24 protein-coding genes and 1 tRNA gene are annotated in these 24,048 nt (G+C 69.5%); 12 read left to right on the forward strand and 13 right to left on the reverse strand.

Features of this window, described 5'->3' with window-relative positions; translation table 11 throughout:
* The first annotated feature begins 18 nt into the window (after nt 1–18).
* Both E0H92_RS07110 and E0H92_RS07115 read left to right on the forward strand, forming a co-directional pair.
* Complete coding sequence (locus E0H92_RS07110) at nt 19–894, forward strand: MurR/RpiR family transcriptional regulator (protein WP_238153111.1); 876 nt, start codon at nt 19–21, stop codon at nt 892–894.
* A 12-nt stretch (nt 895–906) separates the two neighbouring features.
* A complete protein-coding gene (locus tag E0H92_RS07115) occupies nt 907–3,129 on the forward strand; it encodes an FAD-dependent oxidoreductase (RefSeq protein WP_131495742.1) in 2,223 nt (740 codons plus the stop codon).
* On the opposite strand, the gene E0H92_RS07120 is transcribed toward E0H92_RS07115, so the two are convergent.
* The 3 genes from E0H92_RS07120 to E0H92_RS07130 are packed head-to-tail and all read right to left on the reverse strand — an operon-like array spanning nt 3,123 to nt 5,724.
* Nucleotides 3,123–3,761 (reverse strand): hypothetical protein, encoded by a 639-nt coding sequence (locus E0H92_RS07120; protein ID WP_131495743.1) that lies wholly within the window; start codon nt 3,759–3,761, stop codon nt 3,123–3,125. The genes E0H92_RS07115 and E0H92_RS07120 overlap by 7 nt on opposite strands.
* Nucleotides 3,758–4,381 (reverse strand): 2'-5' RNA ligase family protein, encoded by a 624-nt coding sequence (locus E0H92_RS07125; protein WP_131495744.1) that lies wholly within the window; start codon nt 4,379–4,381, stop codon nt 3,758–3,760. Before E0H92_RS07125 ends, E0H92_RS07120 begins: the two co-directional genes overlap by 4 nt.
* Entirely contained in the window at nt 4,378–5,724 is a 1,347-nt protein-coding gene (locus E0H92_RS07130) for an NsdA family TPR-like regulatory protein (protein WP_131465620.1), read from the reverse strand. The genes E0H92_RS07125 and E0H92_RS07130 overlap by 4 nt, the downstream gene beginning before the upstream one ends.
* 252 nt (nt 5,725–5,976) lie before the next feature.
* Between E0H92_RS07130 and E0H92_RS07135 the strand changes: the two genes are divergently transcribed.
* Entirely contained in the window at nt 5,977–6,480 is a 504-nt protein-coding gene (locus tag E0H92_RS07135; RefSeq protein ID WP_131495745.1) for a hypothetical protein, read from the forward strand.
* A 4-nt stretch (nt 6,481–6,484) separates the two neighbouring features.
* Here the strand turns inward: E0H92_RS07135 and E0H92_RS07140 are convergent, their stop codons facing one another.
* The 4 genes from E0H92_RS07140 to E0H92_RS07155 form a co-directional block, all read right to left on the reverse strand.
* Entirely contained in the window at nt 6,485–7,855 is a 1,371-nt protein-coding gene (locus E0H92_RS07140) for a TrpB-like pyridoxal phosphate-dependent enzyme (RefSeq protein ID WP_131495746.1), read from the reverse strand.
* A gap of 63 nt (nt 7,856–7,918) precedes the next feature.
* A complete protein-coding gene (locus E0H92_RS07145) occupies nt 7,919–8,518 on the reverse strand; it encodes a histidine phosphatase family protein (RefSeq protein ID WP_131495747.1) in 600 nt (199 codons plus the stop codon).
* Entirely contained in the window at nt 8,485–9,519 is a 1,035-nt protein-coding gene (locus tag E0H92_RS07150; RefSeq protein ID WP_131465628.1) for an adenosine deaminase, read from the reverse strand. Before E0H92_RS07150 ends, E0H92_RS07145 begins: the two co-directional genes overlap by 34 nt.
* 37 nt (nt 9,520–9,556) lie before the next feature.
* Nucleotides 9,557–10,750: a pyridoxal phosphate-dependent aminotransferase gene (locus E0H92_RS07155; RefSeq protein WP_131495748.1), complete on the reverse strand. Its 1,194-nt coding sequence runs from the start codon at nt 10,748–10,750 to the stop codon at nt 9,557–9,559.
* A 278-nt stretch (nt 10,751–11,028) separates the two neighbouring features.
* Between E0H92_RS07155 and E0H92_RS07160 the strand changes: the two genes are divergently transcribed.
* The 5 genes from E0H92_RS07160 (at nt 11,029) to rplA (ending at nt 13,898) form a co-directional block, all read left to right on the forward strand.
* Nucleotides 11,029–11,101 (forward strand) — tRNA-Trp (locus tag E0H92_RS07160).
* A gap of 55 nt (nt 11,102–11,156) precedes the next feature.
* Nucleotides 11,157–11,399 (forward strand): preprotein translocase subunit SecE, encoded by a 243-nt coding sequence (secE, locus tag E0H92_RS07165; protein ID WP_130384685.1) that lies wholly within the window; start codon nt 11,157–11,159, stop codon nt 11,397–11,399.
* Between the two features lie 361 nt (nt 11,400–11,760).
* Nucleotides 11,761–12,657, forward strand: coding sequence for a transcription termination/antitermination protein NusG (nusG, locus tag E0H92_RS07170; protein ID WP_420843813.1), 897 nt, complete (start codon nt 11,761–11,763; stop codon nt 12,655–12,657).
* Nucleotides 12,658–12,669: 12 nt separating this feature from the next.
* Nucleotides 12,670–13,101 carry a 50S ribosomal protein L11 gene (gene rplK, locus E0H92_RS07175; protein ID WP_131465632.1) on the forward strand — a complete coding sequence of 144 codons (432 nt, stop codon included), beginning with the start codon at nt 12,670–12,672 and terminating at the stop codon, nt 13,099–13,101.
* 74 nt (nt 13,102–13,175) lie between these two features.
* On the forward strand, nt 13,176–13,898 hold the full coding sequence (gene rplA, locus E0H92_RS07180) for a 50S ribosomal protein L1 (RefSeq protein WP_131286424.1): 723 nt from the start codon (nt 13,176–13,178) through the stop codon (nt 13,896–13,898).
* Between the two features lie 54 nt (nt 13,899–13,952).
* Here rplA and E0H92_RS07185 read toward each other — a convergent pair whose 3' ends face one another.
* A complete protein-coding gene (locus tag E0H92_RS07185; RefSeq protein ID WP_131495749.1) occupies nt 13,953–14,792 on the reverse strand; it encodes a methionyl-tRNA formyltransferase in 840 nt (279 codons plus the stop codon).
* Nucleotides 14,789–15,832 (reverse strand): alpha-hydroxy acid oxidase, encoded by a 1,044-nt coding sequence (locus E0H92_RS07190; protein ID WP_131495750.1) that lies wholly within the window; start codon nt 15,830–15,832, stop codon nt 14,789–14,791. Before E0H92_RS07190 ends, E0H92_RS07185 begins: the two co-directional genes overlap by 4 nt.
* 226 nt (nt 15,833–16,058) lie before the next feature.
* On the opposite strand from E0H92_RS07190, the gene srmL reads away from it, so the two are divergent.
* A complete protein-coding gene (srmL, locus tag E0H92_RS07195; protein WP_131495751.1) occupies nt 16,059–17,177 on the forward strand; it encodes a PheS-related mystery ligase SrmL in 1,119 nt (372 codons plus the stop codon).
* On the opposite strand, the gene E0H92_RS07200 is transcribed toward srmL, so the two are convergent.
* A complete protein-coding gene (locus tag E0H92_RS07200) occupies nt 17,167–17,670 on the reverse strand; it encodes a hypothetical protein (protein ID WP_131495752.1) in 504 nt (167 codons plus the stop codon). The genes srmL and E0H92_RS07200 overlap by 11 nt on opposite strands.
* Before the next feature lie 166 nt (nt 17,671–17,836).
* Here E0H92_RS07200 and E0H92_RS07205 point away from each other — a divergent pair, with 166 nt between their 5' ends.
* From E0H92_RS07205 to E0H92_RS07215, 3 genes are read left to right on the forward strand one after another with little or no spacing between them, the layout of a single operon-like run.
* The gene (locus E0H92_RS07205; RefSeq protein WP_131495753.1) at nt 17,837–19,114 is read left to right on the forward strand and encodes a sensor histidine kinase; all 1,278 of its coding nucleotides are present in this window, start codon (nt 17,837–17,839) and stop codon (nt 19,112–19,114) included.
* Nucleotides 19,115–19,127: 13 nt separating this feature from the next.
* On the forward strand, nt 19,128–19,772 hold the full coding sequence (locus tag E0H92_RS07210) for a response regulator transcription factor (protein WP_131496463.1): 645 nt from the start codon (nt 19,128–19,130) through the stop codon (nt 19,770–19,772).
* A complete protein-coding gene (locus tag E0H92_RS07215) occupies nt 19,772–20,464 on the forward strand; it encodes a DUF4097 family beta strand repeat-containing protein (RefSeq protein ID WP_131495754.1) in 693 nt (230 codons plus the stop codon). Before E0H92_RS07210 ends, E0H92_RS07215 begins: the two co-directional genes overlap by 1 nt.
* On the opposite strand, the gene E0H92_RS07220 is transcribed toward E0H92_RS07215, so the two are convergent.
* Genes E0H92_RS07220 through E0H92_RS07230 form a run of 3 tightly spaced genes read right to left on the reverse strand, consistent with a single transcriptional unit; the run spans nt 20,451 to nt 23,996 of the window.
* Complete coding sequence (locus E0H92_RS07220) at nt 20,451–21,089, reverse strand: bifunctional 4-hydroxy-2-oxoglutarate aldolase/2-dehydro-3-deoxy-phosphogluconate aldolase (protein ID WP_131495755.1); 639 nt, start codon at nt 21,087–21,089, stop codon at nt 20,451–20,453. The genes E0H92_RS07215 and E0H92_RS07220 overlap by 14 nt on opposite strands.
* Before the next feature lie 2 nt (nt 21,090–21,091).
* Nucleotides 21,092–22,690, reverse strand: coding sequence for an N-acyl-D-amino-acid deacylase family protein (locus tag E0H92_RS07225; protein ID WP_131495756.1), 1,599 nt, complete (start codon nt 22,688–22,690; stop codon nt 21,092–21,094).
* Nucleotide 22,691: 1 nt separating this feature from the next.
* Nucleotides 22,692–23,996 (reverse strand): type III PLP-dependent enzyme domain-containing protein, encoded by a 1,305-nt coding sequence (locus E0H92_RS07230; protein ID WP_131495757.1) that lies wholly within the window; start codon nt 23,994–23,996, stop codon nt 22,692–22,694.
* Nucleotides 23,997–24,048 lie beyond the last annotated feature (52 nt).

Here is a 24,048-nt window from a genome sequence, read left to right on the forward strand (position 1 = left end):
CACGGAATGGATTCCTCGATGGAACGAGCCGGCAGTCCGAGTCCGTTGCAGCAGGTCAAGCGGGCCCTGCCCGAGCTGAACGGCGCGATGCAGCGGGTCGCCGAACACGTCCTGGCGAACCCGGACGAGGTCGCGCGCGGTTCGATCACCAAGCTGGCCGAGGCCGCGCAGACCTCGGCCGCGACGGTCACCCGGCTGTCGACCCACCTCGGGTACGCCGGGTATCCCGCGCTGCGGGCCGCGCTGGCGATGGAGGTCGGCCGCGGTCTGGAAGCGGGCTGGGCGAGCGACATCGGTATGGCGATCGGGCCGGCGGACCCGCCGGAGCAGGTGCTGAACGTGCTCGCGTCGACGCAGGCGAACGCGTTGCGGAACGCGTTGGCCGCGATCGATCTGACCGCGGCCACCCGGGTCGCGGACGCGATCGCCGGCGCCGGGCGTACTCATATCTACGGCGAGTGGGGCGACGCGATCCCGGCCCGCGAGCTGTACATCCGGCTGCTGCGGATCGGGATCCCAGTGGGATTCTTCGACGGTCCGCAGTCGTCGCAGATCGGCGCCGGCCTGCTCGGCGAAGGCGATGTGGCGCTGACCGTCACGCGGTCCGGCACCGATCCGACCACCCTCGACTTCCTCCGGCGCGCCCGCGAGGAGGGCGCGCTCACCGTCGCGATCACCGGGATGCCGGACGCGCCGATCGGCCGGATCGCGGACGTCACCCTCGACACCGGTACGCCGAACGGCGCGAACTGGACCGAGTTCTTCGCCGGCCGCGCGAGCGACGTACTGACGGCCGGCCTGTTGTTCGTCCTGGTCGCACAGCGGGTGCCCGACCACCTGACCGCACATCATCCGAACGGGCCCGGGCAGCCCGTCGTACAGCCAGATACCTAGAGAGGTCAGTGCATGCAACAGCTCGAGGTCCAGTCCGATCTGACCATCGTCGGCGGCGGGCTCGCCGGGATCTGCGCGGCGATCGGAGCCGCGCGGCAGGGGAGCACCGTGGCGCTGGTGCAGAACCGGCCGGTGCTCGGCGGCAACTCGTCCAGTGAGGTGCGGGTGTGGGTGTGCGGCGCGACCGCGCACGGCGTCCAGAGCTTCGCCCGCGAGACCGGCATCATGGGTGAGCTGTTCGTCGAGAACCAGTTCCGGAATCCGCTCGGAAACCCGTACTACTGGGATCTCGTGCTGCTGGAGGCGGTCCGCGCCGAGCCGCGGATCACGCTGTACCTGAACACCGACGTCCGCTCCGTCGAGGCCGCGGACGGCGAGATCCGGTCGGTGACCGGGTGGCAGATGGGGTCCGAGAAGGAGATCCGGTTCGTCAGCCCGGTGTTCGTGGACTGCTCGGGAGACGGGCTGGTCGGAATGCTTTCCGGCGCGGAGTTCCGCACCGGCCGGGAGCCGCGTTCGCAGTACGACGAGTCGTGGGCGCCCGACGTACCGGACTCGAACACGCTCGGCAGCACGATCCTCTTCTACAGCAAGGACGCCGGGGAACCGGTCCGGTTCGTGCCGCCGTCGTTCGCCCGGGACGTCACGGAAACCGCGATTCCGGAACGCCGGGTGATCCGGACGGATCTGAACGGCTGCGCGTTCTGGTGGATCGAGTGGGGCGGTGAGCTGGACGTCGTCGACGACAACGAGGCGATCCGCGACGAGCTGCAGGCCGTCGTGTACGGGATCTGGGACCACATCAAGAACTCCGGGCGGTTCGACGCGGACAACCTGACCCTGGAGTGGATCGGGTCGGTCCCCGGAAAACGTGAGTACCGGCGTTTCCTCGGCGACCATGTGCTCACCCAGCACGACGTGCTCGGGCAGACCGACTTCGACGACCGGGTGGCCTTCGGCGGCTGGTCGATCGACCTGCACCCGCCCGGCGGCGTGTACGCGGCCGAGCGCGGATCGAAGCACTGGCATCCGGACGGGAACTACCACATTCCGCTGCGTTCCTTGTACTCACGGAACGTCCGGAATCTGTGGATGGCCGGGCGGAACATCAGCGCGAGCCATGTCGCGTTCGGGACCACGCGGGTGATGGCGACCTGTGCGCTGCTCGGTGAAGCGGCCGGCGTCGGCGCGGCTGTTGCCCTGCGCAACGGGTTGACGCCACGCGAGCTGGCGCACGACCGGTTCGGCCTGCTGAAGCATACGCTGACCCGCGCCGACGCGTCGGTTCTCGGGGTCGTCGACGACGATCCGGAAAACGTTGCCTTGGCCGCGACCGTCACCGCGTCCTCCACTCTGACTCGGCCCGCGCTCGAGGTCTCGTCCGGAACGCTGCCGCTGACCACCGACCTCGGCATGGTCATCCCGGTCGACCCTGCGCTCGACGGGTTCGAGCTACTCGTCGACTCGGCCGGCGGCTCCTTGACCGTCGAGCTGCACGACCCGGTGAAGGCGCAGAACTACCTCCCGGCCAAGCTCGTCGACTCCTGCACCGTCGACCTACCGGCTGGGGAGAAGCGCTGGATCCAGGTCCCGTTGGCCTGGCGTCCGGCGGCTCCGTCCAACGCGTTCGTCGTACTGCGCAGCACGCCGGACGTCTCCGTGCATACTGCTGCGACGAGGCTTCCGGGGACAGTTCACTTTGCTCATCGCGACCCGGCGGCCGACGAGCAGTGGACGGAGCAGTTCCGCGCTTGGAAGCACATCCTGCCTCGCGGCGGTCTGTGCATCCGTCTTGGTGAGACCGCGGCGTACGCACCGGACAAGGTGATCGGTGGCTACTCCCGGCCGTACGGCGGCCCGAACCTGTGGTCGTCCGAAGATCTTGCGTGGGACTCCGAGCCTTGGCTCGAACTCACCTGGCCCGAGCCGGTCGAACTCTCCGAGATCGTCGTCGTCCTGGATGCCGATGTCCAAGAGGACCTGATCAACCTGCATCACCATCGGACCCCGTTCGAGACCCTTCCGACGCTGCTCGCTGCCTATGACCTGGAGGTCCGGGACGGCGACGGCCCGTGGCAGCTGGTCGCCGCGGTCACGGACAACCACCACCGCACCCAACACCATCACCTGCACACCGCGACCCAAGCCACCCAGCTCCGCCTCACCACCCGCCAAACCAACGGCGCCCAACGCGCCCACGTGGTCTCCATCCGCGCCTACTCGCCACCTCAGTAACGCCACTCAAGCTCGTGCTGCAGCATCCACTGCGTCAGGGGCTCGGCGGCTGTGGGGGACTTGGCTGCGCCGGTCAGCAGGTCGGACAGCACCTGGGTCGGTGCAGCCAGGCGGAGGCCGGATTCCAGCTTTCGTGTGCGGGTGTACGGCAGCTCGGTCGGCGGCTGGGCCAGGACGATCGTCTTGCTCCTCGACGGCACCAGCTCCCACAACGCGGCAGCGGATCGAGCATCCGGCGTGTAGATCACGGTGGGGCCGGCCGGGGTGTCAGGAGCCCAACGCTGGGCGGCCGCTGTGCCGCTCACCGCGTGGCGGACCGACGTACCCGGTATGCGGTCGAGGAGTGTCTGGAGATCGTGCTTGCTTCGCCAGTACGACAACCAGGGGTTGCGGCTGAAGGCGAAGTCCTGGTTCCAGCGATGGAGGAGCGCCAGCCAGCTTGGTACTGCGAAGACGCCGGGAGCCTTGCGCTCCACAAGATCCTCGCGCTCCAGCTGGCCGATCACCCGGCGGACGGACGGCGCCGTGACCCCGCTGGTCGTCACGAGATCGTGGGTTGTCCACAGGGTGCGGAAGTCGAGGAGGGCACGAATGATCGGTGCCGCCACGTCGGAGGAGAGGGATGCGTTCATCGGCGTACTCCGAGGCGGAGGTTTGCGTAGGTGGTCCACTCGTAGTGGTTGTTGTCTCGGGTCAGGTTGATGAGGGTGACTTGGGTCAGTTCGGTTCGGGCTGTGCCGCCGGGGAGGGCGTTGACGCGTTGGCGGAGGGGGTCGGCGGGGGCGGGCTGGTTCCAGTAGCCGAGGGAGATGTGCGGGTCGAGCTCTGGGAGTGCGGGCACGGAGTCGCTGCCCCAGACGTCGGTGATCGCGGCGCGGAGCTGTGCGCGCAGGCGGCGCAGGCGGTCGACGGGGGAGACCGGGAGTTGCAGGCTCTCGACGTCGACGACCGCGGGGCCGAGTTTGATCTCGAACGGACGGAAGTACTCGAGCCGGCGTTGCGCCGCGTCGATGATCGGATCGAGGTCCGACTGCGGGACCTTGTCGGCGAACCCGATGCCCTGCAGCGTGAGGTGCAGCCATTGGACCGGCACCGGCGTGATCCCGGGCAGTGAACCGACCAGCCGCCCGTACGCCGCGTGCATGTCGGTCAGCACGGGATCGTTCGCGAAGGTGACGTGCCACGTGTAGAACGACCGCCCGGGTCGCCAGTTCGGGCGCCAGTACCAGTGATCGCGGACTTCCCTGATCATGTGTGCTCCTCGATCACGCGTCGTCGGTCCGGGGTGGTCAGGCGGGCCGGTAGCCCGGGTTGCTGGGTGAACTCCGCGATCCGGTCCCGCAGCATCCGGCCTTTCGGGCTGCGCGCGTACGGCGACGTCAGGGCGGCGACCTCCGCGAGGCGCTGGATCAACGGGCGAACGCGGTACTCCGGCGGGAGCTCCAGCACCGGGTCGACCGCCTCGATCGCGCCGTCGAGGTGTCCGAGGAGCAGCCGGGCCTTCGCCTGCTGCAGCCGGGCCATCCGCTCGGAACCGGCGTTCCGGAGCGCGTACGGGACGGCCTCGAACAGGGCGATGCTGTGGTCGGCGTGATCCGCGGTCCGTTGGGCGTCGCCGAACGCCAGGTGCGTGTCCGCCCACAGTCCTTCGGCGCGTTCCGGCGTACAGAGCAGGACGCCGCCTGGTTCGGAGTCGGCCGGGCGCACGGCGAGGGTTCGGGCGACATCGAGGAGGTCACGGGCCCGGTCCGTGCGCCCGGCCCGGGCGAGGTCGACCGAGGCCGCGCTGGCGAGGAAGAGCCGTGCCGTGCCGGCGTTGTACCGCAGGCCGTCCTCGGCGTACGCCGCCGCGCGGGCGAAGTCCTCCTGCCAGAACGCGGCGGTGTGCTGGGTGGCGCGGATCCAGCCCCGCAGTACGTCGTGATCCGCGGCCTCGGCGCAGGCCCACGCCGTCCGGGTGTGGCCCTCGGCGATGTCCGGCCGGCCGAGGTCGACCGACATCCAGGCCAGCAGCGTGATCGCCCAGCCGGCGGCGCCGTACAGGTCCCGGGACTGCCGCGGTGACTGGTTGCCGGCCAGCAGTCCGAAGGCGCGGTCGCGGATCGCGCGGCTCTTCGCGAACAACGGCCGGATCGGCGTCCGCAGGTACGACTGCGCGATCCGCTCGATGTCGGCGTGCAACTGTTCGACGGTGAGCTCGCCGACGTTCGACTCCTCGGCGAACGACAGCAGCCCGATGGACTCGTCGCCCGCGGTCACCAGATCGTCGTCGTGGCCGGCCATCGACGCCGGCGGCGTCAGCTCCGGCTCGGTCAGGGCGAGGCCGGCGGGCGGGAAGAAACCGAGGTCGTTGTCGGAGGCAACGCCGAGCACGTGGCGCAGCCCGGAGCGGTACGCCGCGCCGGGCCAGCGGACCGCGCCGCGTTCCAGCTTGGCGATGTAGTGGCCGTCCAGCTCGTACTTGATCTCGGTGGTGTCCCAGAGCCACGCGCAGATGGTGTCGGCCAGCTCGCTCCGGGACATGTGCTCGCCCGGCGCGCGCCGTGATGGGGTGCGTTCCCGCGCCTCGCGGAGAAACTCGTTCGGCCCTGACATGGCGGTAACTGTAAGGCGCTGAACACCCTCTGCGACGGCGAAATCGGGCCTTGTGGACGATCTGCCCCACACTGCCCCGAGATGCCCCGAATCCCTGTGGAAAAAGGCCTTCTCGGCCGCCGCGGATCGCGGATGCCGACGCGTCGGCGGTGATTTCGGCGCGCGTTGGCGGTTGCTGAGCGTGAGGGCGGCGGGGCATCCCGGGGCAGATAGGGGCAGCCCCTCACTGGTTGCGCTCTATAAAGTTGTGGGATGCCCGAGGAAGCCGTGACGACGTTGCACGCCGAACTGGAGCGGTTCGGGCGGGTCGAGGAAGGGTTCGCGCTGCTCGAGGTGTTCCTGGAGGTGGCGCGGCCGCGGTTGGGTGTGGTGGTGCTGGATCCGGTGGGACTGCGGCTGCCGGCGGAGCTCACCGACGAACGGGCCGTTGTGCAGAAGCTGATCGACGAGATCGAGCAGGAGCCGCAGGCGAAGGGACGCGTGGTCGAGCGTCCCTTCGACATGGACGACGAGCAGGCGCGCTGGGACTTCGTCCGGCTCGCCTACAGCTCGAGTCAGGCGACGGTGTGGAGCCGTCGCCAACGGACGACGTACTTCGAGGCGTCCGGCGGCCGCAAGGCGACGTACTGGCTGCCGGACAGCCTGAAGGTGCAGTACTTCGACGCGCTGACCTCCCGCGGTTGGGCCATCCCGGAGGACTGGCTCACCGCGGTGGCGAAGCGGCCCAAGCCGTGGTGGAAGCGCGGTGGGCGCTGAGTTGTCAGCTGATCGCGGGTAGGTGGGTGAGGGCCTCGGCTACCGCCGACTGGATCTCGGCGTCCTCCCAGGTGCGGTCGGTGATGGCGTTGGACAGGTACGCGTCGTACGCGGCGAGGTCGAGGTGGCCGTGACCGCAGAGGGCGGTGAGGATGACCTTCTCCTCGCCGGACTCCTTGCAGCGTTGGGCTTCCTCGACAGCGGCCGCCAGCGCGTGGGTGGGCTCGGGCGCCGGAACGATGCCTTCGGTCCGGGCGAACTGGACTCCGGCGGCGAAGCACTCGGACTGCGGTTTGGCGACGGCCTCGATCTCGCCGGTCTCGTAGAGGTGGCTGATCAGCGGGCTCATCCCGTGGTACCGCAGGCCGCCGGCGTGGATCGGGTCGGGGATGAAGTCGTGGCCGAGGGTGTGCATCTTCATCAACGGCGTCATCCCGATGGTGTCGCCGAAGTCGTACGCGTAGGTGCCCTGGGTGAGCGACGGGCACGCGGCCGGCTCGACCGCCCGCACGACCGGGGACATCCGGCCGGCCCACTTCTCCCGCAGGAACGGGAACGCCAGGCCGCCGAAGTTCGACCCGCCGCCGGTGCAGCCGACGATCAGGTCGGGTGTCTCGCCGACCATCGCGAGCTGCATCAGCGCTTCCTCGCCGATGACGGTCTGGTGCAGCAGCACGTGGTTGAGCACCGACCCGAGCGCGTAGTGCACCTCGGGATCCTGCACCGCGGCCTCGACCGCCTCGCTGATCGCGATCCCAAGTGAACCGGTGGAGTCCGGGTCACCTGCGAGGATCTTCCGCCCGGCCTCGGTCAGGTCGGACGGGCTCGGGTGCACGGTCGCCCCGAACACCTGCATCATCGCCCGCCGGTACGGCTTCTGGTCGTAGGACGCCCGCACCTGCCAGACCTCGCACTCCAGTCCGAACTGCGCGCAGGCGAACGCGAGCGCCGTACCCCACTGGCCGGCGCCGGTCTCGGTGGTGAGCTTCCGGACGCCGGACTTCGCGTTGTAGAACGCCTGCGGGACCGCGGTGTTCGGCTTGTGCGATCCGGCCGGCGAGACGCCTTCGTACTTGTAGTAGATCCGGGCCGGTGTATCGAGCGCCTTCTCCAGCCGGTGCGCGCGATACAACGGGCTGGGCCGCCACAGCCGGTAGACGTCGAGCACCTCACCCGGAATGTCGACGTACTGCTCCTGTGAGACCTCCTGCAGGATCAGGTCCATCGGGAACAGCGGCGTGAGATCGTCCGGCCCGATCGGTTGCCCTGTCCCCGGATGCAGCACCGGCGGCGGGGGCGTCGGCAGGTCGTGCAGCACGTTGTACCAACGGGTCGGCAGCTCGTCCTCTGGCAGCAGGATCTTCGTCGGCGTCATGCACGCAAAGTTAGGCCCGCACCGCCCCCCGAACAATGACCTGAACCGGAACGCAACCAGCACTTATCCAGAACTCGACAACCCCTCGACCACTCCACCCGCACGCACGCGGTAGACCAGGTCCGAGGGCTGCCGGGTGGCGAGCGCTTCGGGCACCCCGAGCTGCCGCAGAAGCATCCGCCCGATCATCTCGTGCGACACCAGCAACGGCCGCCGTACGCCGCTCCGTTCGATCTCCGCCAGCACGCGCCCAGCCCGTACCTCACCGTCCGCGTAGCTCTCACCCTCCGGAAACCGAAAGGTGTACTTCGTCCGCTCCCGCACATCTCGCTGCCCCGGCCACCGCGCATCGATCTCGGCCGACCCGAGCCCCGACCACAGCCCGTGGTCGATCTCGGCGAGGTCCTCGACGACCTGGACGCTCAGCCCGAGCTCCGACGCGATGAGCGAAGCCGTTCGATGGGCCCGGCCGAGCGGACTGGCGAAGATCGCGTCAATGCCCTCGTCGAGCAACAGGCGAGCGTTCTGGCGGGCCTGTTCGAGGCCGAGTGGGGTGAGCGGTGAGTCGAGGCGACCCTGACGGCGGCCTGCGACGTTCCATTCGGTTTGGCCGTGACGGGCGAGGTAGGTCAGACCGGGACCGTGGCGGGGGTGCCTAGCCATTCGTCTATTTCGGTGAGGAGGGTTTTTTGGGTTTCGGGTGGGGCGGTGGAGGCTAGGACGGAGCTGCGGGCCAGGTCGGCCAGCTCGGAGTCGGTGAAGCCGTGGACGGTGCGGGCGGTTTCGTACTGTTCGGCCAGGCGGGAGCCGAAGAGGAGGGGGTCGTCGGCACCGAGGGCGATGCGGGCGCCGGCTTCGTAGAGTTTGCGGAGGGGGACGTCCTCGGGGCGGCGATAGACGCCGAGCGAGACGTTGGACGCGGGGCAGACCTCCAACGCGATCTGCGCGTCGACTACGCGCTTCAGGAGGTCGGGGTCCTCGACGGAACGGACGCCGTGGCCGATGCGGCCCGCGCCGAGCTCGTCCAGGCAGGTCCGCACGGTCGCCGGGCCGCACAGCTCGCCGCCGTGCGGTGCGGCGAGCAGCCCGGCGTGACGGGCGATCCGGAAGGCCGGTTCGAACTCGGACGTCGTACCGCGCCGCTCGTCGTTCGACAGGCCGAACCCGACCACGCCACGTCCGACGTACTGCGATGCCAGCCGTGCCAGCGTGCGGGCGTCGAGCGGATGCCGCGTGCGGTTGGCGGCGATGATGACCTGCACGGCGATCCCCGTGGACGCCGACGCGTCGCGGGCGGCGTCCAGCACCAGGTCGGTGAACTCGGTGATCCCGTGGAAGCGGTTCGCGTACCCGGACGGGTCGACCTGGATCTCCAGCCAGCGCGAGCCGTCCGCCCGGTCGTCCTCGGCCGCCTCCCGGACCAGACGGCGTACGTCGTCCTCGGTCCGCAGCACCGAGCGCGCGATGTCGTACAGCCGCTGGAACCGGAACCAGCCGCGCTCGTCCGCCGCCGACAGTTCCGGCGGCCAATCGGTGCGCAGCGCGTCCGGCAGCCGTACGCCGTGTTTGTCCGCCAGTTCGACCAGCGTCAGGTGCCGCATCGACCCGGAGAAGTGCAGATGCAGGTGTGTTTTCGGCAGCACCCGCAGATCCCGCTGCGTCATTACCGAAGGTTACCGATCCCCTACCCGCCCCGCGAAATCAGCTCAGCAACTTCGCGATCCGGCCGAGCCCCTCGGCCAGGTCGTCGTCGCCGAGCGCGTACGAGAGCCGCAGGTACCCGGGGGCGCCGAACGCCTCACCCGGCACGACCGCCACCTCGACCTCGTCGAGGATCAGATCGGCCAGCTCGGCCGACGTGGTCGGCGTCCGTCCGTTGATCTCCCGGCCGAACACCCCCTTGACCGACGGGTACGCGTAGAACGCGCCGGTCGGCTCCGGGCACTCGACACCGGGGATCTCGTTGAGCATCCGGACCATGGTCCGCCGCCGCCGGTCGAACGCGACCTTCATCTCGTCGACCGCGCTCAGGTCGCCGGACACCGCGGCCAGCGCGGCCCGCTGGGCGATGTTGCAGACGTTCGAGGTCTGGTGCGACTGCAGGTTCGTCGCGGCCTTGATGACGTCCTTCGGGCCGATCATCCAGCCGACCCGCCAGCCGGTCATCGCGTACGTCTTGGCGACCCCGTTCAGTACGACGGTCTTGTCGGCCAGCTCCGGTACGGCGACCGGGATCGACGTCGCCCGCACGTCGCCGTACGTCAGGTGCTCGTAGATCTCGTCCGTGATCACCCACAGGTCGTGCTCGAGTGCCCAGCGGCCGATCGCCGCGATCGTCTCGGGGCTGTCGACCGCGCCGGTCGGGTTCGACGGTGAGCAGAACAGCAGGGCCTTCGTCTTCGGGGTCCGGGCCGCCTCGAGCTGCTCGACGGTGACGGAGTAGTTCTGCGACTCGTCGGCGAACACCTCGACCGGTACGCCGCCGGCCAGCCGGATCGTCTCCGGGTACGTCGTCCAGTACGGCGCCGGGAGCAGCACCTCGTCGCCCGGGTCGAGCAGCGTCGCGAACGCGTTGTAGACCGCGTGCTTGCCGCCGTTCGTGACCAGGACCTGGGAGGCCTCGATCTCGTAGCCCGAGTCGCGCTTGGTCTTGTCCGCGATCGCCTGCTTCAGCTCCGGCAGGCCGCCCGCGGGGCTGTACCGGTGGTTCTTCGGGTCCCGTGCGGCCGCGACCGCCGCCTCGACGATGTAGTCCGGCGTCGGGAAGTCCGGCTCACCCGCGCCGAACCCGATCACCGGCCGCCCGGCCGCCTTGAGCGCCTTCGCCTTGGCGTCGACCGCCAGCGTCGCCGATTCGCTGATGGCGCCGATCCGCGCCGAGATCCTGGAACCCATGCGGCCCATCCTGGCACCACGCCGTACGGCGGTGCTCGCGGGTTTCACGGGCTGGTCGGGGAACGCGCCGGGGGCACTGTCCGTTGGGACCAACTGGAGGCTGTATGGTTCTGACCGCGGTGCGGCGCCCGATGAGGGGCTGGACGGGAAAGGACCAGGTCGAGGCTGAGTTCGACCAGGTGGCTCCGACCCCGTACACTTCTCTAGGTCCGGGCGTTGGTGGCCCTGATCCGGCATGCCCGAGATCAGGTCCGACGCGGCGTCCGGATGGATTGCAGAGGGCACTAGCTCAACTGGCAGAGCATCGGTCTCCAAAACCGAAGGTTGGGGGTTCAAGTCCCTCGTGCCCTGCAAATCCTGACCGGCGCAGGGCCGGTCAGGCCGCCGCTAGCGAAAGAGGTAGGTCGTGACGGAGACGCGCACCCCGGCACCGTCCGGCGCCGGCAAGCCTGCGGAAGGCAAGCAGGGCAGGGGCCTGCTGCGTTTCTACCGCCAGGTGGTCGCCGAGCTCCGCAAGGTCGTCTGGCCGACCCGCAAGCAGCTCTCCACCTACTTCGTGGTCGTCCTGACCTTCGTGGTGTTCGTCATCGCGATCGTCTCGGTCCTCGACCTCGCCTTCGGCTGGGCGATGTTCAAGATCTTCGGCTGAGGCCGCCCACCACGATCCGACCGTAGGTCCCGGGTTCCTGACCCGACCCGAAGCAGAACAAGACCCCGATCCACAGATGACGGAGTACGACGTGTCCGAGCGCGACGACGAGGTCCTCGACCACGAGGACGAGTTCGACGTATCCGACGCCGACCTCGATCTCGACTTCGACGAGAACGCCACCGACGATGACGACCTGTTCGCCGGCGACGACGACGATGACGACGACCCGTTCGCGGGTCTCGACGACGACGACGCCGCCGGTGACGACGAGGACGAGGCGGACGACGACGAGTACTCCGCGGACGACGAGGCGGAGACGCCACGCGCGGACGCCGACACGTCCGACGACGAGCCGGTCGTGGTCGTCCCGGCGGCCGACGAGTCCGAGGCCGCCGAGGTCGTGACCGAGGACGACGTCGAGGACGCCGCCGAGGAGCTGGCCGAGGAGACCGCCGAGACGGCTCCGCTGACCACCGCCGAGGCGCCCGCCGCGGCCGACGAGGTGGTCTTCTCCAGCGGCGACGAGTCCGATGACGACGAGACCGACGACGACGCCGACGTGGACGCGCTGGCCGCGGCCGCCGCCGCGACGGACGCCGACGCGGAGGCCGAGGAGGCGGAGCCCGAAGAGCCGGGCGACCCGCTCGAGGAGCTCCGCAGCCGGCTGCGGTCGCAGATCGGCGACTGGTACGTGGTGCACACGTACTCAGGGATGGAGAACCGGGTCAAGGGCAACCTGGAGAACCGGATCAACTCCCTGAACATGGAGGACTACATCTTCGAGATCATCGTGCCGACCGAAGAGGTCGCCGAGATCAAGAACGGTCAGCGCCGGATGGTGAAGCGCACCGTGCTCCCCGGTTACGTGCTGGTCCGGATGGACCTGACCGACGAGTCCTGGTCGACCGTGCGGCACACGCCGTCGGTGACCGGTTTCGTCGGGAACAGCCAGAAGCCGGTCCCGCTCAGCCTCGAAGAGGTCGAGAAGATGCTCGCTCCGGCTGTCGTGGCGGCAGCCGAGGCGGCGGCCGCCGAAGCCGGCGCCGCACCCGCCAAGACCGCGGCGAAGAAGAAGGTCGAGGTCGCCGACTTCGGTGTCGGAGACTCGGTCATGGTGGTCGACGGGCCGTTCGCGACCCTGCACGCCACAGTCACGGAGATCAATGCCGAGGCCCAGCGGATCAAGGCCCTGGTGGAGATCTTCGGCCGGGAGACCCCGGTGGAACTCAGCTTCAACCAGATCCAGAAAGTCTAAGGACCCGACAGAATGCCTCCCAAGAAGAAGATCGCTGCCCTGGTCAAGGTGCAGCTCCAGGCCGGTGCCGCGACGCCGGCCCCGCCGGTCGGTACCGCGCTCGGCCCGCACGGCGTCAACATCATGGAGTTCTGCAAGGCGTACAACGCCCAGACGGAATCCATGCGTGGCAACGTGGTGCCGGTCGAGATCACCATCTACGAGGACCGTTCCTTCACCTTCATCACCAAGACGCCGCCGGCGCCGGAGATGATCAAGAAGGCCGCCGGTCTGCAGAAGGGCTCGCCGGTCCCGCACAAGGAAAAGGTCGGCAAGATCACCAAGGACCAGGTCCGCGAGATCGCCACCACCAAGATGCCGGATCTGAACGCCCGTGACATCGACGCGGCGATGAAGATCATCGAGGGTACGGCGCGCTCCATGGGCGTCACCGTCGACGGCTGATCAGTACCACTTCACACGTAGTAGTGGCAGGGCGAAGCGCCGCCCGGAGACCACACCCCAGAGAGGAACCAGTCATGGCACAGCGCAGCAAGGCTTACCGCGCCGCCGCAGAGAAGATCGACTTCGATCACCTGTACACGCCGCTCGAGGCGATCAAGCTCGCCAAGGAAGCGGCCGGCAGCAAGAAGTTCAACTCCACCGTGGACGTCGCGATGCGTCTCGGGGTCGACCCTCGTAAGGCCGACCAGATGGTGCGTGGCACCGTCAACCTTCCGCACGGTACCGGCAAGACGGCACGGGTCCTCGTCTTCGCCACCGGTGAGAAGGCCGAGGCCGCGAAGGCCGCCGGCGCCGACTTCGTGGGCGACGACGACCTGATCAAGAAGGTCACCGACGGCTGGCTGGACTTCGACGCCGTGGTCGCCACCCCTGACCTGATGGGCAAGGTCGGCCGCCTCGGCCGGGTGCTCGGCCCGCGTGGTCTGATGCCGAACCCGAAGACCGGCACGGTCACCCCGGATGTGGTCAAGGCCGTGAACGACATCAAGGGCGGCAAGATCGAGTTCCGGGTCGACCGGCACGCGAACCTGCACTTCATCATCGGCAAGGCCTCGTTCGACGAGACCCAGCTGGTGGAGAACTACAGCGCCGCGCTCGAGGAGATCCTCCGGCTGAAGCCGGCCAGCTCGAAGGGCCGCTACATCAAGAAGACGGTCTTCTCGACCACGATGGGGCCGGGCGTCCAGGTTGACCCCAACCTGAGCCGCAACCTCACCGAGGAGCCGGCCGAGGCCTGAGCCTCACCGCAGTCACCAGAAAGCCTCCGGGATCTCCCGGGGGCTTTCTGCTTGTCAGCCGTAGGTGAGGCGGAGCGGCTGGTCTGCGGTTTGGATGGTCCAGCCGTTGGCGTGTTTCTCCAGGACGGTGCCTGGAGGCGCGGTGCTGTGGGTGGTGGTCGGGTCGGTCCGGGTGATGACGTGGGTGGTGCCGTCCAGTTCGAGCTGGGCGGTGGGTGCGGTGACGTTGAGGGCGGCGGCCTTGCGGCGGATCACCCGGGACGGCTCGGCGAGGTCGAGGAGCCGTTCGTCGTCGGTGAAGAACGGTGCGTCGGAGGCGTTCGCCGGGTCCTGCGGTTCACCGGGATCGCCGGCGACAAGCTTGGGTACGGCCTCGTCCAGGCATTCACTGAGCAGCGTTCGCCAGGACTGCATGAGGCCGGAGCCGTTCAGGTCGTCGGGCAGTGGAGCGATCCGCTGGGCGAGGATCGCGCCGGTGTCGAACTCCGCCGCGGTCCGGTGCACGGTCGCTCCGACCCGCTCGTCACCTTCGTAGATCAGCCGCTGCGGCGTCGGCCCGCGCCCGGCCGGTAGCGGCGACGGGTGGCAGTTGATCGCGCCGTACGCCGGGATTTCGAGGATCTCGGCCGGGATCAGGCGCGGGAACGCGGCCGAGATGATCACGTCCGGCCGGAGCGCGGCGATCATCGGCGCAGCCACGGTCCGGAGCTTGCGGGTGATCAGCACGTTCAGAGTGTCCGGCAGACCTGCGACCATCGGGTCGGAGGCGCCGTACCTGCTGGTGTCCGGCAGGGTCGCGACCAGGACCAGTTCGTGGCCGTTCCGTTGGGCGAACTCGTGGACGAGCCGGAACCCCGGCAGGAACGCGTTCAGCCCAACAATGCGCAAGCTCATCTCGCTCCCGTCGAAGTGACGAGGTCCGGCGTGAGCGACGAGGGTGTGGCGGCGCCGACCAGCCGGAGGGTGTGGTCGAGTTCCTCGGCGAGGTCGGTGAGGAGGCGGGTGACGCCTTCGGACGAGCCGACGGTCAGCGACCACAGGGCGGGACGGCCGACGAAGACCGCGCGGGTGCCGAGGGCCAGCGCGGCGAGGACGTGCTCACCGCGGCGGATGCCGCCGTCGACGTACACCTCGAGGTTGCTGCCGGCGACGGCTTCGGCGACCTCGGGCAGCGCCTGGGCCGTGGGGATCGAGCCGTCGAGCTGACGGCCGCCGTGGTTCGAGACGATGATGCCGGCGGCGCCCGCGTCCGCGCAGCGTTTGGCGTCGTCGCCGCGCAGGACGCCCTTCACCACCACCGGAAGGCCGGTGCGTTCCGCGAGCCAGCCGATCACGTCGGGGTTCAGGTCGTCGGCCTTCGCGAGGTCGTCGTCGCTCCAGTCGCCGTCGGGCAGGTTGGCCAGGAACTGTCCCGGTTGCGCCACGTCCCAGACGGTCTCGCCCTCGTCTTCCTTCCGGCCGACCACCGGGGTGTCCACGGTGAGCACGACCGCCCGCGCCCCGGCCTCGACGGCGGCGTCGAGCATCCGGACGGTGATGTCCCGGTTCCGTACGACGTAGATCTGCAGCCACCACGGAACCCCGGTCGCCCCGAGCTCGGCGAACGGCGTACCGGCGTTACTGGAGACGCCGAGCACAGACTTCGCCGCGCCGACGCCGCGCGCCATCGCGAGCTCGCCGTCCGGGTCGGCCAACCGCTGCATCGTCGACGGTGCGACCAGGATCGGTGCGTCGACGGGTGTGCCGAGTACCGTCGTACTCAGGTCGACGGCGGACACGTCGTTCAGCACGTGCGGACGGAACCGGTACGCCGACCAGGCGGAGGTCGCCTCGCCGACGCTGACCCCGCCGGCCGAGCCCTGCCGGAAGTAGCGGTGCACGGCCTCCGGCAGCTTGCCGGCGGCCGCGCCTTCCAGGGTGTCGATCCATCGCATGCGGCCCATCGTCGCACCCAGTGGTTCCGCGGTGGACCGAATATCGCGGCGGACAGTGGTGGGCGGACGGTACAGTGGACGGCATGACGCAGCACGGGCAGCGATTTCTGCGCCCCGGCCGGCACGACGGTGCCGACGGGGTGAGCTGCTGCTGCGCTCTCTCCTGAGGTGACCGCGGCCGACCGGGGTGGACCCCCGTCGAGACCGTCATCCTGGAGAGAAACTCATGTCTGTCCTCACTGTTGAAGAACTGCACTCTGCCCTCGCGCTGCGCGACCTCACCGACCCGGCCCAGGGCCCGCACGCTGTCCAGCTCGTCGTCGACTCGATCCGTAGGGCGCTCGGTGCCGCCTGGCCGTACACCGAGATCTGGACCCGTCGCGACCATCCCGTCGTCCCGATGGCCGACAACTACGACAACCTCGGGTACGCCGCCGGCGCGGTGACCCGGGAGGCCCGCTACACGCGCTACGTGTCCGAGACCGAGGTGTTGCGAAGCCACACGTCGGCGATGATTCCGCCCGCGCTCCGTGCGCTCGCCGGGTCGGAGTCGTCCGATGTGCTGATGATCTGTGCCGGTATCTGTTACCGCCGGGACTCGGTCGACTGGCAGCACACGGGTACGCCGCATCAGCTCGACCTGTGGCGGGTCAGCCGCACCGTGACGCTGGGCGAACCGGAACTGGAGGACATGATCGCCCGTCTGGTCGACACCGTCCTGCCCGGTCAGACCTATCGGACCGTGTCGGCCGTGCACCCGTACACGATCCACGGCCGGCAGATCGATGTCCTGCTGGACGACCAGTGGATCGAGATCGGTGAATGCGGGGTCGCCGCGCCGCACGTGCTGCGGATGGCGGGCCTCGACGACGGCTGGACCGGTCTCGCGATGGGCCCTGGCCTGGACCGGCTGCTCATGCTCCGCAAGGGGATCCGGGACATCCGCCTGCTCCGCTCGACGGATCCGCGGGTGGCGGGTCAGATGCTGGATCTCGCGCCGTACAAGGCGGTCTCGTCGATGCCGCCGGTACGTCGCGACCTGTCCGTCGTCGTCAACGCGTCGGCGGACGTGTCGGCGGAGGTACTGGGCGACAAGGTGCGCGCCGCGCTCGGCCCGGACGCCGATGCCGCGGAGTCACTGGAGGTGCTGGGCGAAACGTCGTACGACGACTTGCCGGCGTCCGCCCGTGAGCGCCTGCAGATGACTCCCGGCCAACGAAACCTCCTGGTCAGGCTGGTCCTTCGCCCGGTGGATCGCACGCTCACCGATGCCGAGGCCAACGTCCTGCGGGACAAGGTCTACCGCGCCCTGCACGAAGGCCCGGTGCTGGAGCTCATCGTCTGAGCTCGCGGGCCGCGACCACGAAGGCGCACAAGGCCAGCGGCAGCTCCAGGACGAGCGCCTCGGTCAGCGAGAGCGTGCGGTCGAACCCGGCCGCCGCCGTACTCACGTCGAACCAGGCGTCGGCCATCAGCAGCGTCCCGGCGGCCATCGCGGTCAGAGCGGCGTACCTGTTGCGTGTGTGCAGCAGGTACGCCGTGAGTCCGGCGGCGATCGCGGTGCCGCAGTCGAGGCCGATCCAGGTGAGCTTCCAGTGGCCCGCCTGGTAGGTGCTCGGCAGCGTGGCCGCGAGGATCAGGCACCAAGGAAGCAGTACCGCCGCGACCCCGGCGGCGACCAGCGCGGCGAGACCTCCGGGGGAGCGCCGGGCCCGGATCCTGCCGTCCAGCCGGCCCTCGGCGATGTAGTCGTCGAGCGCGTCGGCCACCCGGTCGTCGATCGCGTCGCCGAGTCTCCCGTCCACGCTCAGGTCGTTGGTGATCGCTGTCGTCGTCATACCTTCGAGGATTCCGGCGACGGCCGTCCGGCACAGTCCGGCCAGCCCACGAACGGGGGTGGGGATAACCCCCGGTCGAGCCCGTGGGCTGTCCTCATGCCGCCCGCCGGCGCGGACGACGTAAGTTGTGACGGCAAGCAGGCGCTGACACGGGGAGGTGGTCCGGATGACGGTTGCGGCGAATCCGGTTCCCCGGACGCCGTGGGGGCTCTGGCGCTCGCCGTACTTGTGGTTGGCAACCATCCACATCCTGGGCGACGCGGTGGTGGTGCTCACCTCCGGCCTGCTGGTGCTGGCCACGGTCCTTGTCGCCGTGCTGGCGTGGCCGCTCGGGTACGTCGGGATTCCGCTGAGCGTCGGCGCGAACCGGTTCGTGTACCTGGTGGCCGGGTGGGAGCGAGCGCGGGCGAAGATCACCCGCGGGCAGGTCGTCCCGCCGTTGATCCCACCGCCGCCGGCCGGATCACGGGTCGCCGACGCGCGGCTCGCGGTGACCGACCGGGGGATGTGGCAGCAGTTCCTGTACTACGTCTTGCTGTTGCCGCTGGCAATCGTTTGGCTGGTGCTGATCGCGGCCGCGTGGTCGGTGCCGCCGGTGCTGATGGCGTTGCCGCTGTACTACGACCGGTTCGCGGCCTCGCAGGCCCAGCTCGGGCCGTTCGTGATCGACTCGCCCAAACTCGCGGTGATGGTGGCGATCGTTGCGGCCGTGTTCCTGCTCGTGGTGTCGCCCTGGCTGATCCGACTGGCGTCGGCCCTGGACGCGGAGCTCGCGCGGAGGTTGCTCGGCCGGTCCGAGAGCGGTGCCCTGGCGGAGCGCGTCACGCAGCTGGTGACGAGCCGGCAGCAGGTGGTCGACTCCGTCGAGGCCGAGCGGCGGCGGATGGAGCGCGACCTGCACGACGGCGCCCAGCAGCGGCTCGTTTCGCTGGCGATGACACTCGGCCGGGCGAAGAACCGGCTCGGGGACAAGGAGCCCGCGGTGCGCAGGTTGATCGAGGAGGCGCATTCGGAGGCGATGCAGGCGATCGCCGAGATTCGCGATCTGGTCAGAGGACTGCATCCGCCGGTGCTGTCCGATCGTGGTCTGGACGCGGCTCTGTCGGCGATCGCGGTCCGATCACCGGTGCCGATGCGCCTGCGGATCGGCATCTATCCCCGGCCGTCGCTGACGATCGAGTCGATCGCGTACTTCGTGGTGACGGAGGCGCTGGCCAACGTGGGCAAACATGCTGAGGCGGCGCACGTGGAGGTTTCGGTGACGCGGGTCGGTGATGTGCTGCGGATCGAGGTCCGGGACGACGGAAAGGGTGGCGCCGATCCGTCCAAGGGCACCGGGTTGCGCGGACTGAGCGATCGGGTGGCCGGCGTCGACGGATGGCTCACGGTGGACAGTCCACCGGGTGGCGGGACCACGCTGACCGCGGAGGTGCCCTGTGGGTGAGGAGACTGAGCGGATGCGGGTGGTGATCGCCGAGGACTCGGTGCTGTTGCGTGAGGGCATCGTGCGGCTGCTGGAGGAGCAGGACTGTGCCGTGGTCGCGGCCGTCGGCGACGGCGATGCGCTGCTGAAGGCGGTCGAGGCGCATCGGCCCGACGTGTGCGTGGTCGACGTACGGATGCCGCCGACGTTCACCGACGAGGGTCTGCGGGCGGCGTTGGTGATTCGCGAGCAGTACGCCGAGGTCGGCGTCCTGGTGTTGTCGCAGTACGTCGAGGAGCGCTACGCCAGTGAACTGATCGGTGGGAACCCGGGCGGTGTCGGGTACCTGCTCAAGGATCGCGTGGCGGATGTCGACCAGTTCATCGACGGGCTGCGCCGGGTAGCGGGCGGTGGTGCGGCGCTGGATCCGGAGGTGATCTCGCAGCTGCTGGTGCGATCGCGGAAGGTGGATCCGCTCGCGGTGCTGAGTCCGCGGGAACAGGACGTTCTCCGGGCGATGGCGGAGGGTCGGTCGAACGCCGGGATCGCCCAGGCGCTCGTCGTCGGCGAAGGCGCCGTGGAGAAGCACATCAGCAACATCTTCCTGAAGCTCCGGTTGTCGCCGACCGACGGCGAGCACCGCCGGGTGCTGGCCGTACTCAAGTACCTGGACACGTGATGACGACCGCGCAGCGCAGGATGCTGCTCATCGGACTGATACCGGTGCTGGTGTTCGTGATGACCGCCGCGGCGGTGACCGTGTCGTTGATTCGCGGGAAGCTGCCGTACGACTACTCGGCCTCGTTCACGCCCGGCCCGCAAGGCGTCAAGGTGGTGTCGGGGGTGGCGATGCAACTGCTGGCGAGCGCCGACGGACAGGTGCATGTGACGGTCGACGGGACGTACGCCGTCGCGCAGCCGGCCGTCAAGGTGTCGACGACCGGTGGGGTGCTGGACGTGGAGACCACCTGTCCCGATGTGCACTGCGACGTGGAGCTGACGGTGGAGGTGCCGAGTACGGCCGCCGTCCACGCGAAGGCCGACGGTACGTCGATGTCCGCGACCGGCGTCGCGTCGCCGCTGACCGTGGAAGCCAACGACGCGTCGATCACCCTGACCCGGCTGCGGAGCCCACGGGTCTCGGTGGACGCGATGCACGGCTCGGTCGACCTGCTGTTCGACAGCGCGCCGGAACAGGTCAACGCCACGGCGAGCAACGGCTCGCTCACAGTGCAGGTTCCAGGGACGGCGACGTACGCGATCGATGCGCTCGCGGCCCAAGGGTCCACCGAGGTCGACGTACCGAACGACCCCAGTTCCTCGAACCGCCTCTACCTGCGCACCAGCTACGGCAGCATCACTGTGCAATAGCGGCGCAGAAGGTCTTGGCCTTCGCGGTGATCGCTTCCCAGCTGGCGGCGGCCACATCGGCGGGGGAGACGACGTCCGTTCCGGCGCTGACGGCGAGGGCACCGGCGGCCAGGAAATCGGAGGCGTTCGTGGCGTTGACGCCGCCGGACGGGATCAGCGGTACGCCGGGGAACGGGCCGTTGAGGTCCTTGAAGTACTTCGGGCCCAGCTGGTGGGCGGGGAAGATCTTCACCGCGGCCGAGCCGAGAGCGAGCGCGGTCATCACCTCGGACGGCGTGAAGGCGCCGAGGACGACGGGAACGCCGGCGGTCCGCGCGGCTTCGGCGATCGCCGCGGCCTCAGGCCCCTGCCCGGGGGTGACGAGGAACTGGGCGCCGGCGTTGATCGCCTGCGTGGCCTGGTCGCCGGTCTGGACGGTGCCCGCGCCGACGACCGCGCCGGTCTCGGCAGCGGTGGAGGCGGCGCGCTCCAGGTGTCGCGGGAGGTCCGGGGTCGTGTAGGTGAGTTCGACGACGTGGATGCCACCGGCAACCAACGCGGCGCACAGGTCGCGGGCGTCCGAGATCTCCGGGGCGCGCACAACGGTCAGAACCCGGTCGGCGCGGAGCAGCTCCAGGGTGTTCACAACTAATTCCTCTCAGCTGAGGTACGGCGGATCGAGCGGCCGGGGCGGGCGGTCGTTCGGTGGGAGTCGTCGATGACAGGGGTGCCGTTGACGAAGACGTACGGGATGCCTGCCGCTTGCCGGCGGGGGTCGGGGAACGTGGCGGTGTCCTGGACCGTCGCGGGGTCGAAAAGGACCAGATCGGCGGCGTACCCCTCGCGGACCAGCCCGCGATCCGGAAGCTGGAGGCGACGGGCGGGACGGCCGGTCAGGTGGTGGATGCAGTCGGCGAGGTCTAGTACACCGAGCTCGCGGACGTACCGGGCGAGGTACCGCGGGAACGTGCCCCAGGAGCGCGGGTGCGGCTTCCCGCCGACCAGGATCCCGTCCGATCCGCCGGTGTGCGACGGGTGCTGCATGATCGCGCGCACGTTCTCCTCGTGGCCGACGTGCTGCAGGATCGAGGTGGCGAGATCGTCGGCCAGCAGGATCTCGAAGAAAACGTCCGCGGCCGGCTTTCCGGAACGTTCGGAAAGCGCACCGACCGTGTTTCCGACCGTTTCCGAAAGCGCTTGATTGCGCACACCGCCGATCTCGATCGTGTCCCACTCCACCACGCAGCCGTGGCAGCCGTCCGATCCGACCTGCTCCAGCTCGTAGGTGATCCGCTCCCGCGCGGCCGGGTCGCGGAGCCGGGCCAGTTGCGCATCCGGTCCGCCCTCGGCCGTCCAGCTCGGCAGGATCGCCGCCAGGGTGGTGGCCCCGGGGAGATACGGATAGGTGTCGGTCGTGACGTCCACGCCGGACGCCAGTGCCTTGTCGATCATCTCGACCAGCTCGGGGCCCCGGCCCGCGTTCGGGGCGAAGTTCATCACCGCGTGGGTCAGGTGCAGCGCGCACCCGGCGCGGCGTGCGACGTCGACCATCTCGGCGTACGCCTCGAGAGCGCCCTTGCCGTACGAGCGCTGATGCGGGGCGTAGTACCCGCCGTACGCCGCGACGACCTCGCACAGCTCGACCAGCTCGTCGGTGCCGGCGAACATGCCGGGCGTGTACGTGAGCCCGCTGCTCATCCCGACCGCACCGTCGCGCAGCCCGTCCGCGAGCAGCTGCTTCATCCGCGCGAGCTCGTCGACGGTCGCCGGACGGTTGGAGGTGCCAACGACCATCAGGCGCAACGTGCCCTGCGGGACCAGGTAGGCCGCGTTGCAGGCGATCCCCTGGTCGAGGCGGTCGAGGTACCCGGCGACCGTCGACCAGGAGAAGTCGAAGTCGTCCGGCTCCCCGTTCCAGCCGGCGATCTGGCGGCGTACGACGGCTCGCGTCGGGTCGTCGATCGGCGCGAAGGACAGGCCGTCTTGACCGAGGACCTCGAGCGTCACGCCCTGGCTGACCTTGGCGGTGTGGTCGGGGTTGACCAGGATCTGCAGATCCGAGTGCGAGTGCATGTCGATGAACCCGGGCGACAGCACCAGCCCGTCCGCCTCGATCGTCCGGTGCGCCGCCGGCAGATCGTTGCCGATAGCCACGATCCGCCCGGCGTCAACCGCCACGTCGGCGCGGTACCCGGGCGCGCCCGAGCCGTCGACGACCAGCCCCCCCGTGATCAGAAGATCGCTCATGTCAGAAGAACGTCCGGACCAGGTCGACGATCACGGGATCCGCGGCGTCCGGGTCGTCGACGACCGGGATCAGGCCCCACTTGTCGAAGGCCGTGCAGGGATGTGACAGGCCGACGCGCAGCTCGTCGCCGATCACCACGTCCTGGTCGTCGCCGAACTGCAGGTAGCCGTGCTGGTCGTTGAGGTTCGTCACCTTCATCCCGGTGGCCGGCAGGATCGGCGAGCCCTCCGACCGCGGCCGGATCAGCTGCGGCTCGGGATAGTCCTGGTCGAACGGGAAGTCGCGGCGCCCGCCGTCGAAGATCGCCAGACCCGGTTCGGGCTGCGACGTGATCCGCATCCAGCCGTGCATCGCGGGCACGAGCTGCTCGCCGTCCGTCCGCGGGTGCTCGCCCAGCGGCGACACCCGGCGGTAGAGCCCGTCGTCGTGGGCGATGTACGCGCCGGAACGCAGGACCACCCGGGCGCCTTCGCCCGCTTCCGAGGCGAGCACCTTCGCGACCTGCTCGAAGTACTGGCTCCCGCCCGCACTCACCACCGGCACGACGTCGGCGTCGTACTTCGGCCGCAGCCGGTGGTGAACGGTCGCCAGCTCCCGCAGGTACGCGCGAACCTCCTCGAGGTTGGCCTCGTCGACACCGTGCCCGATCGCGCCCTCGTACCCGGCCACGCCGGCCAGGCGCAGCGTCGACGCGGCGGCGATCGCGTCGCCGACCGCCAGTGCGGTCTCGAGGTCACGGGCGCCGGTCCGGCCGCCGATGCCGCCGACCTCGACCAGCACGTCGAGCGGTCGCGCGTCCGCGCCGACGTACGCCGATCGGGCCGCTTCCATCTGCTCGACGGTGCGGATCGAGTCGGCCCACACCAGCACCGCGAACGACGGGTCGTTCGCAAGCTCGTCCGCGATCCAGCGCAGCTGCAGGGGCGAGATCACCGCGTTGGCGATCAGCACACGTTGTACGCCGTACGCGCGGGCCACACCGAGCTGGAACCCGTTGGCGAGCGTGATCGCCCAGGCGCCGGCGTCCAGCTGCATCGCCCAGAGCGCGGGCGCCATCGTGGTCTTGCCGTGCGGCGCGAGCTCCACGCCGTGCCGGGTGCACCAGGTGGCGAGGGTGTCGACGTTGTGTCGCAGGCCGGGGGCCGACAGCGTCATCAGCGGAGTGGGGAGCTGCGAGAGCCGAGGCTTGCCGGCCAGCACCTCCGCGACGGTGCGGCCCCAGAAGGCGGGCGGCAGGGCCTTGTCCTGCCAGCTCACCTGCTGATCGGCGAGAGCGGCGACGGCGTCGGCATCGTAAGCAGGCATCTGACCCCCTGGGTTGGGATTGCAAAATACGCAACGCTCATTGCGCATTCTG

The organism is Kribbella speibonae (genome assembly GCF_004331375.1).
Taxonomy (GTDB): Bacteria; Actinomycetota; Actinomycetes; order Propionibacteriales; family Kribbellaceae; genus Kribbella; species Kribbella sindirgiensis.

What these genes read in the sequence shown, in the direction of transcription:
- E0H92_RS07125 (WP_131495744.1), bottom strand. Translation starts at nt 4,381, where the DNA reads ATGATCAGGGAAGTCCGCGATCACTGGTACTGGCGCCCGAACTGGCGA.
- E0H92_RS07155 (WP_131495748.1), bottom strand. Translation starts at nt 10,750, where the DNA reads ATGGGTTCCAGGATCTCGGCGCGGATCGGCGCCATCAGCGAATCGGCG.
- E0H92_RS07140 (WP_131495746.1), bottom strand. Translation starts at nt 7,855, where the DNA reads ATGACGCCGACGAAGATCCTGCTGCCAGAGGACGAGCTGCCGACCCGT.
- E0H92_RS07225 (WP_131495756.1), bottom strand. Translation starts at nt 22,690, where the DNA reads ATGAGCGATCTTCTGATCACGGGGGGGCTGGTCGTCGACGGCTCGGGC.
- E0H92_RS07185 (WP_131495749.1), bottom strand. Translation starts at nt 14,792, where the DNA reads ATGAGCTTGCGCATTGTTGGGCTGAACGCGTTCCTGCCGGGGTTCCGG.
- E0H92_RS07130 (WP_131465620.1), bottom strand. Translation starts at nt 5,724, where the DNA reads ATGTCAGGGCCGAACGAGTTTCTCCGCGAGGCGCGGGAACGCACCCCA.
- E0H92_RS07115 (WP_131495742.1), top strand. Translation starts at nt 907, where the DNA reads ATGCAACAGCTCGAGGTCCAGTCCGATCTGACCATCGTCGGCGGCGGG.
- E0H92_RS07150 (WP_131465628.1), bottom strand. Translation starts at nt 9,519, where the DNA reads ATGACGCAGCGGGATCTGCGGGTGCTGCCGAAAACACACCTGCATCTG.
- E0H92_RS07200 (WP_131495752.1), bottom strand. Translation starts at nt 17,670, where the DNA reads ATGACGACGACAGCGATCACCAACGACCTGAGCGTGGACGGGAGACTC.
- E0H92_RS07145 (WP_131495747.1), bottom strand. Translation starts at nt 8,518, where the DNA reads ATGGCTAGGCACCCCCGCCACGGTCCCGGTCTGACCTACCTCGCCCGT.
- E0H92_RS07230 (WP_131495757.1), bottom strand. Translation starts at nt 23,996, where the DNA reads ATGCCTGCTTACGATGCCGACGCCGTCGCCGCTCTCGCCGATCAGCAG.
- srmL (WP_131495751.1), top strand. Translation starts at nt 16,059, where the DNA reads ATGTCTGTCCTCACTGTTGAAGAACTGCACTCTGCCCTCGCGCTGCGC.
- E0H92_RS07215 (WP_131495754.1), top strand. Translation starts at nt 19,772, where the DNA reads ATGACGACCGCGCAGCGCAGGATGCTGCTCATCGGACTGATACCGGTG.
- E0H92_RS07120 (WP_131495743.1), bottom strand. Translation starts at nt 3,761, where the DNA reads ATGAACGCATCCCTCTCCTCCGACGTGGCGGCACCGATCATTCGTGCC.
- rplK (WP_131465632.1), top strand. Translation starts at nt 12,670, where the DNA reads ATGCCTCCCAAGAAGAAGATCGCTGCCCTGGTCAAGGTGCAGCTCCAG.
- E0H92_RS07190 (WP_131495750.1), bottom strand. Translation starts at nt 15,832, where the DNA reads ATGCGATGGATCGACACCCTGGAAGGCGCGGCCGCCGGCAAGCTGCCG.
- E0H92_RS07110 (WP_238153111.1), top strand. Translation starts at nt 19, where the DNA reads ATGGAACGAGCCGGCAGTCCGAGTCCGTTGCAGCAGGTCAAGCGGGCC.
- rplA (WP_131286424.1), top strand. Translation starts at nt 13,176, where the DNA reads ATGGCACAGCGCAGCAAGGCTTACCGCGCCGCCGCAGAGAAGATCGAC.
- E0H92_RS07210 (WP_131496463.1), top strand. Translation starts at nt 19,128, where the DNA reads ATGCGGGTGGTGATCGCCGAGGACTCGGTGCTGTTGCGTGAGGGCATC.
- E0H92_RS07135 (WP_131495745.1), top strand. Translation starts at nt 5,977, where the DNA reads ATGCCCGAGGAAGCCGTGACGACGTTGCACGCCGAACTGGAGCGGTTC.
- E0H92_RS07205 (WP_131495753.1), top strand. Translation starts at nt 17,837, where the DNA reads ATGACGGTTGCGGCGAATCCGGTTCCCCGGACGCCGTGGGGGCTCTGG.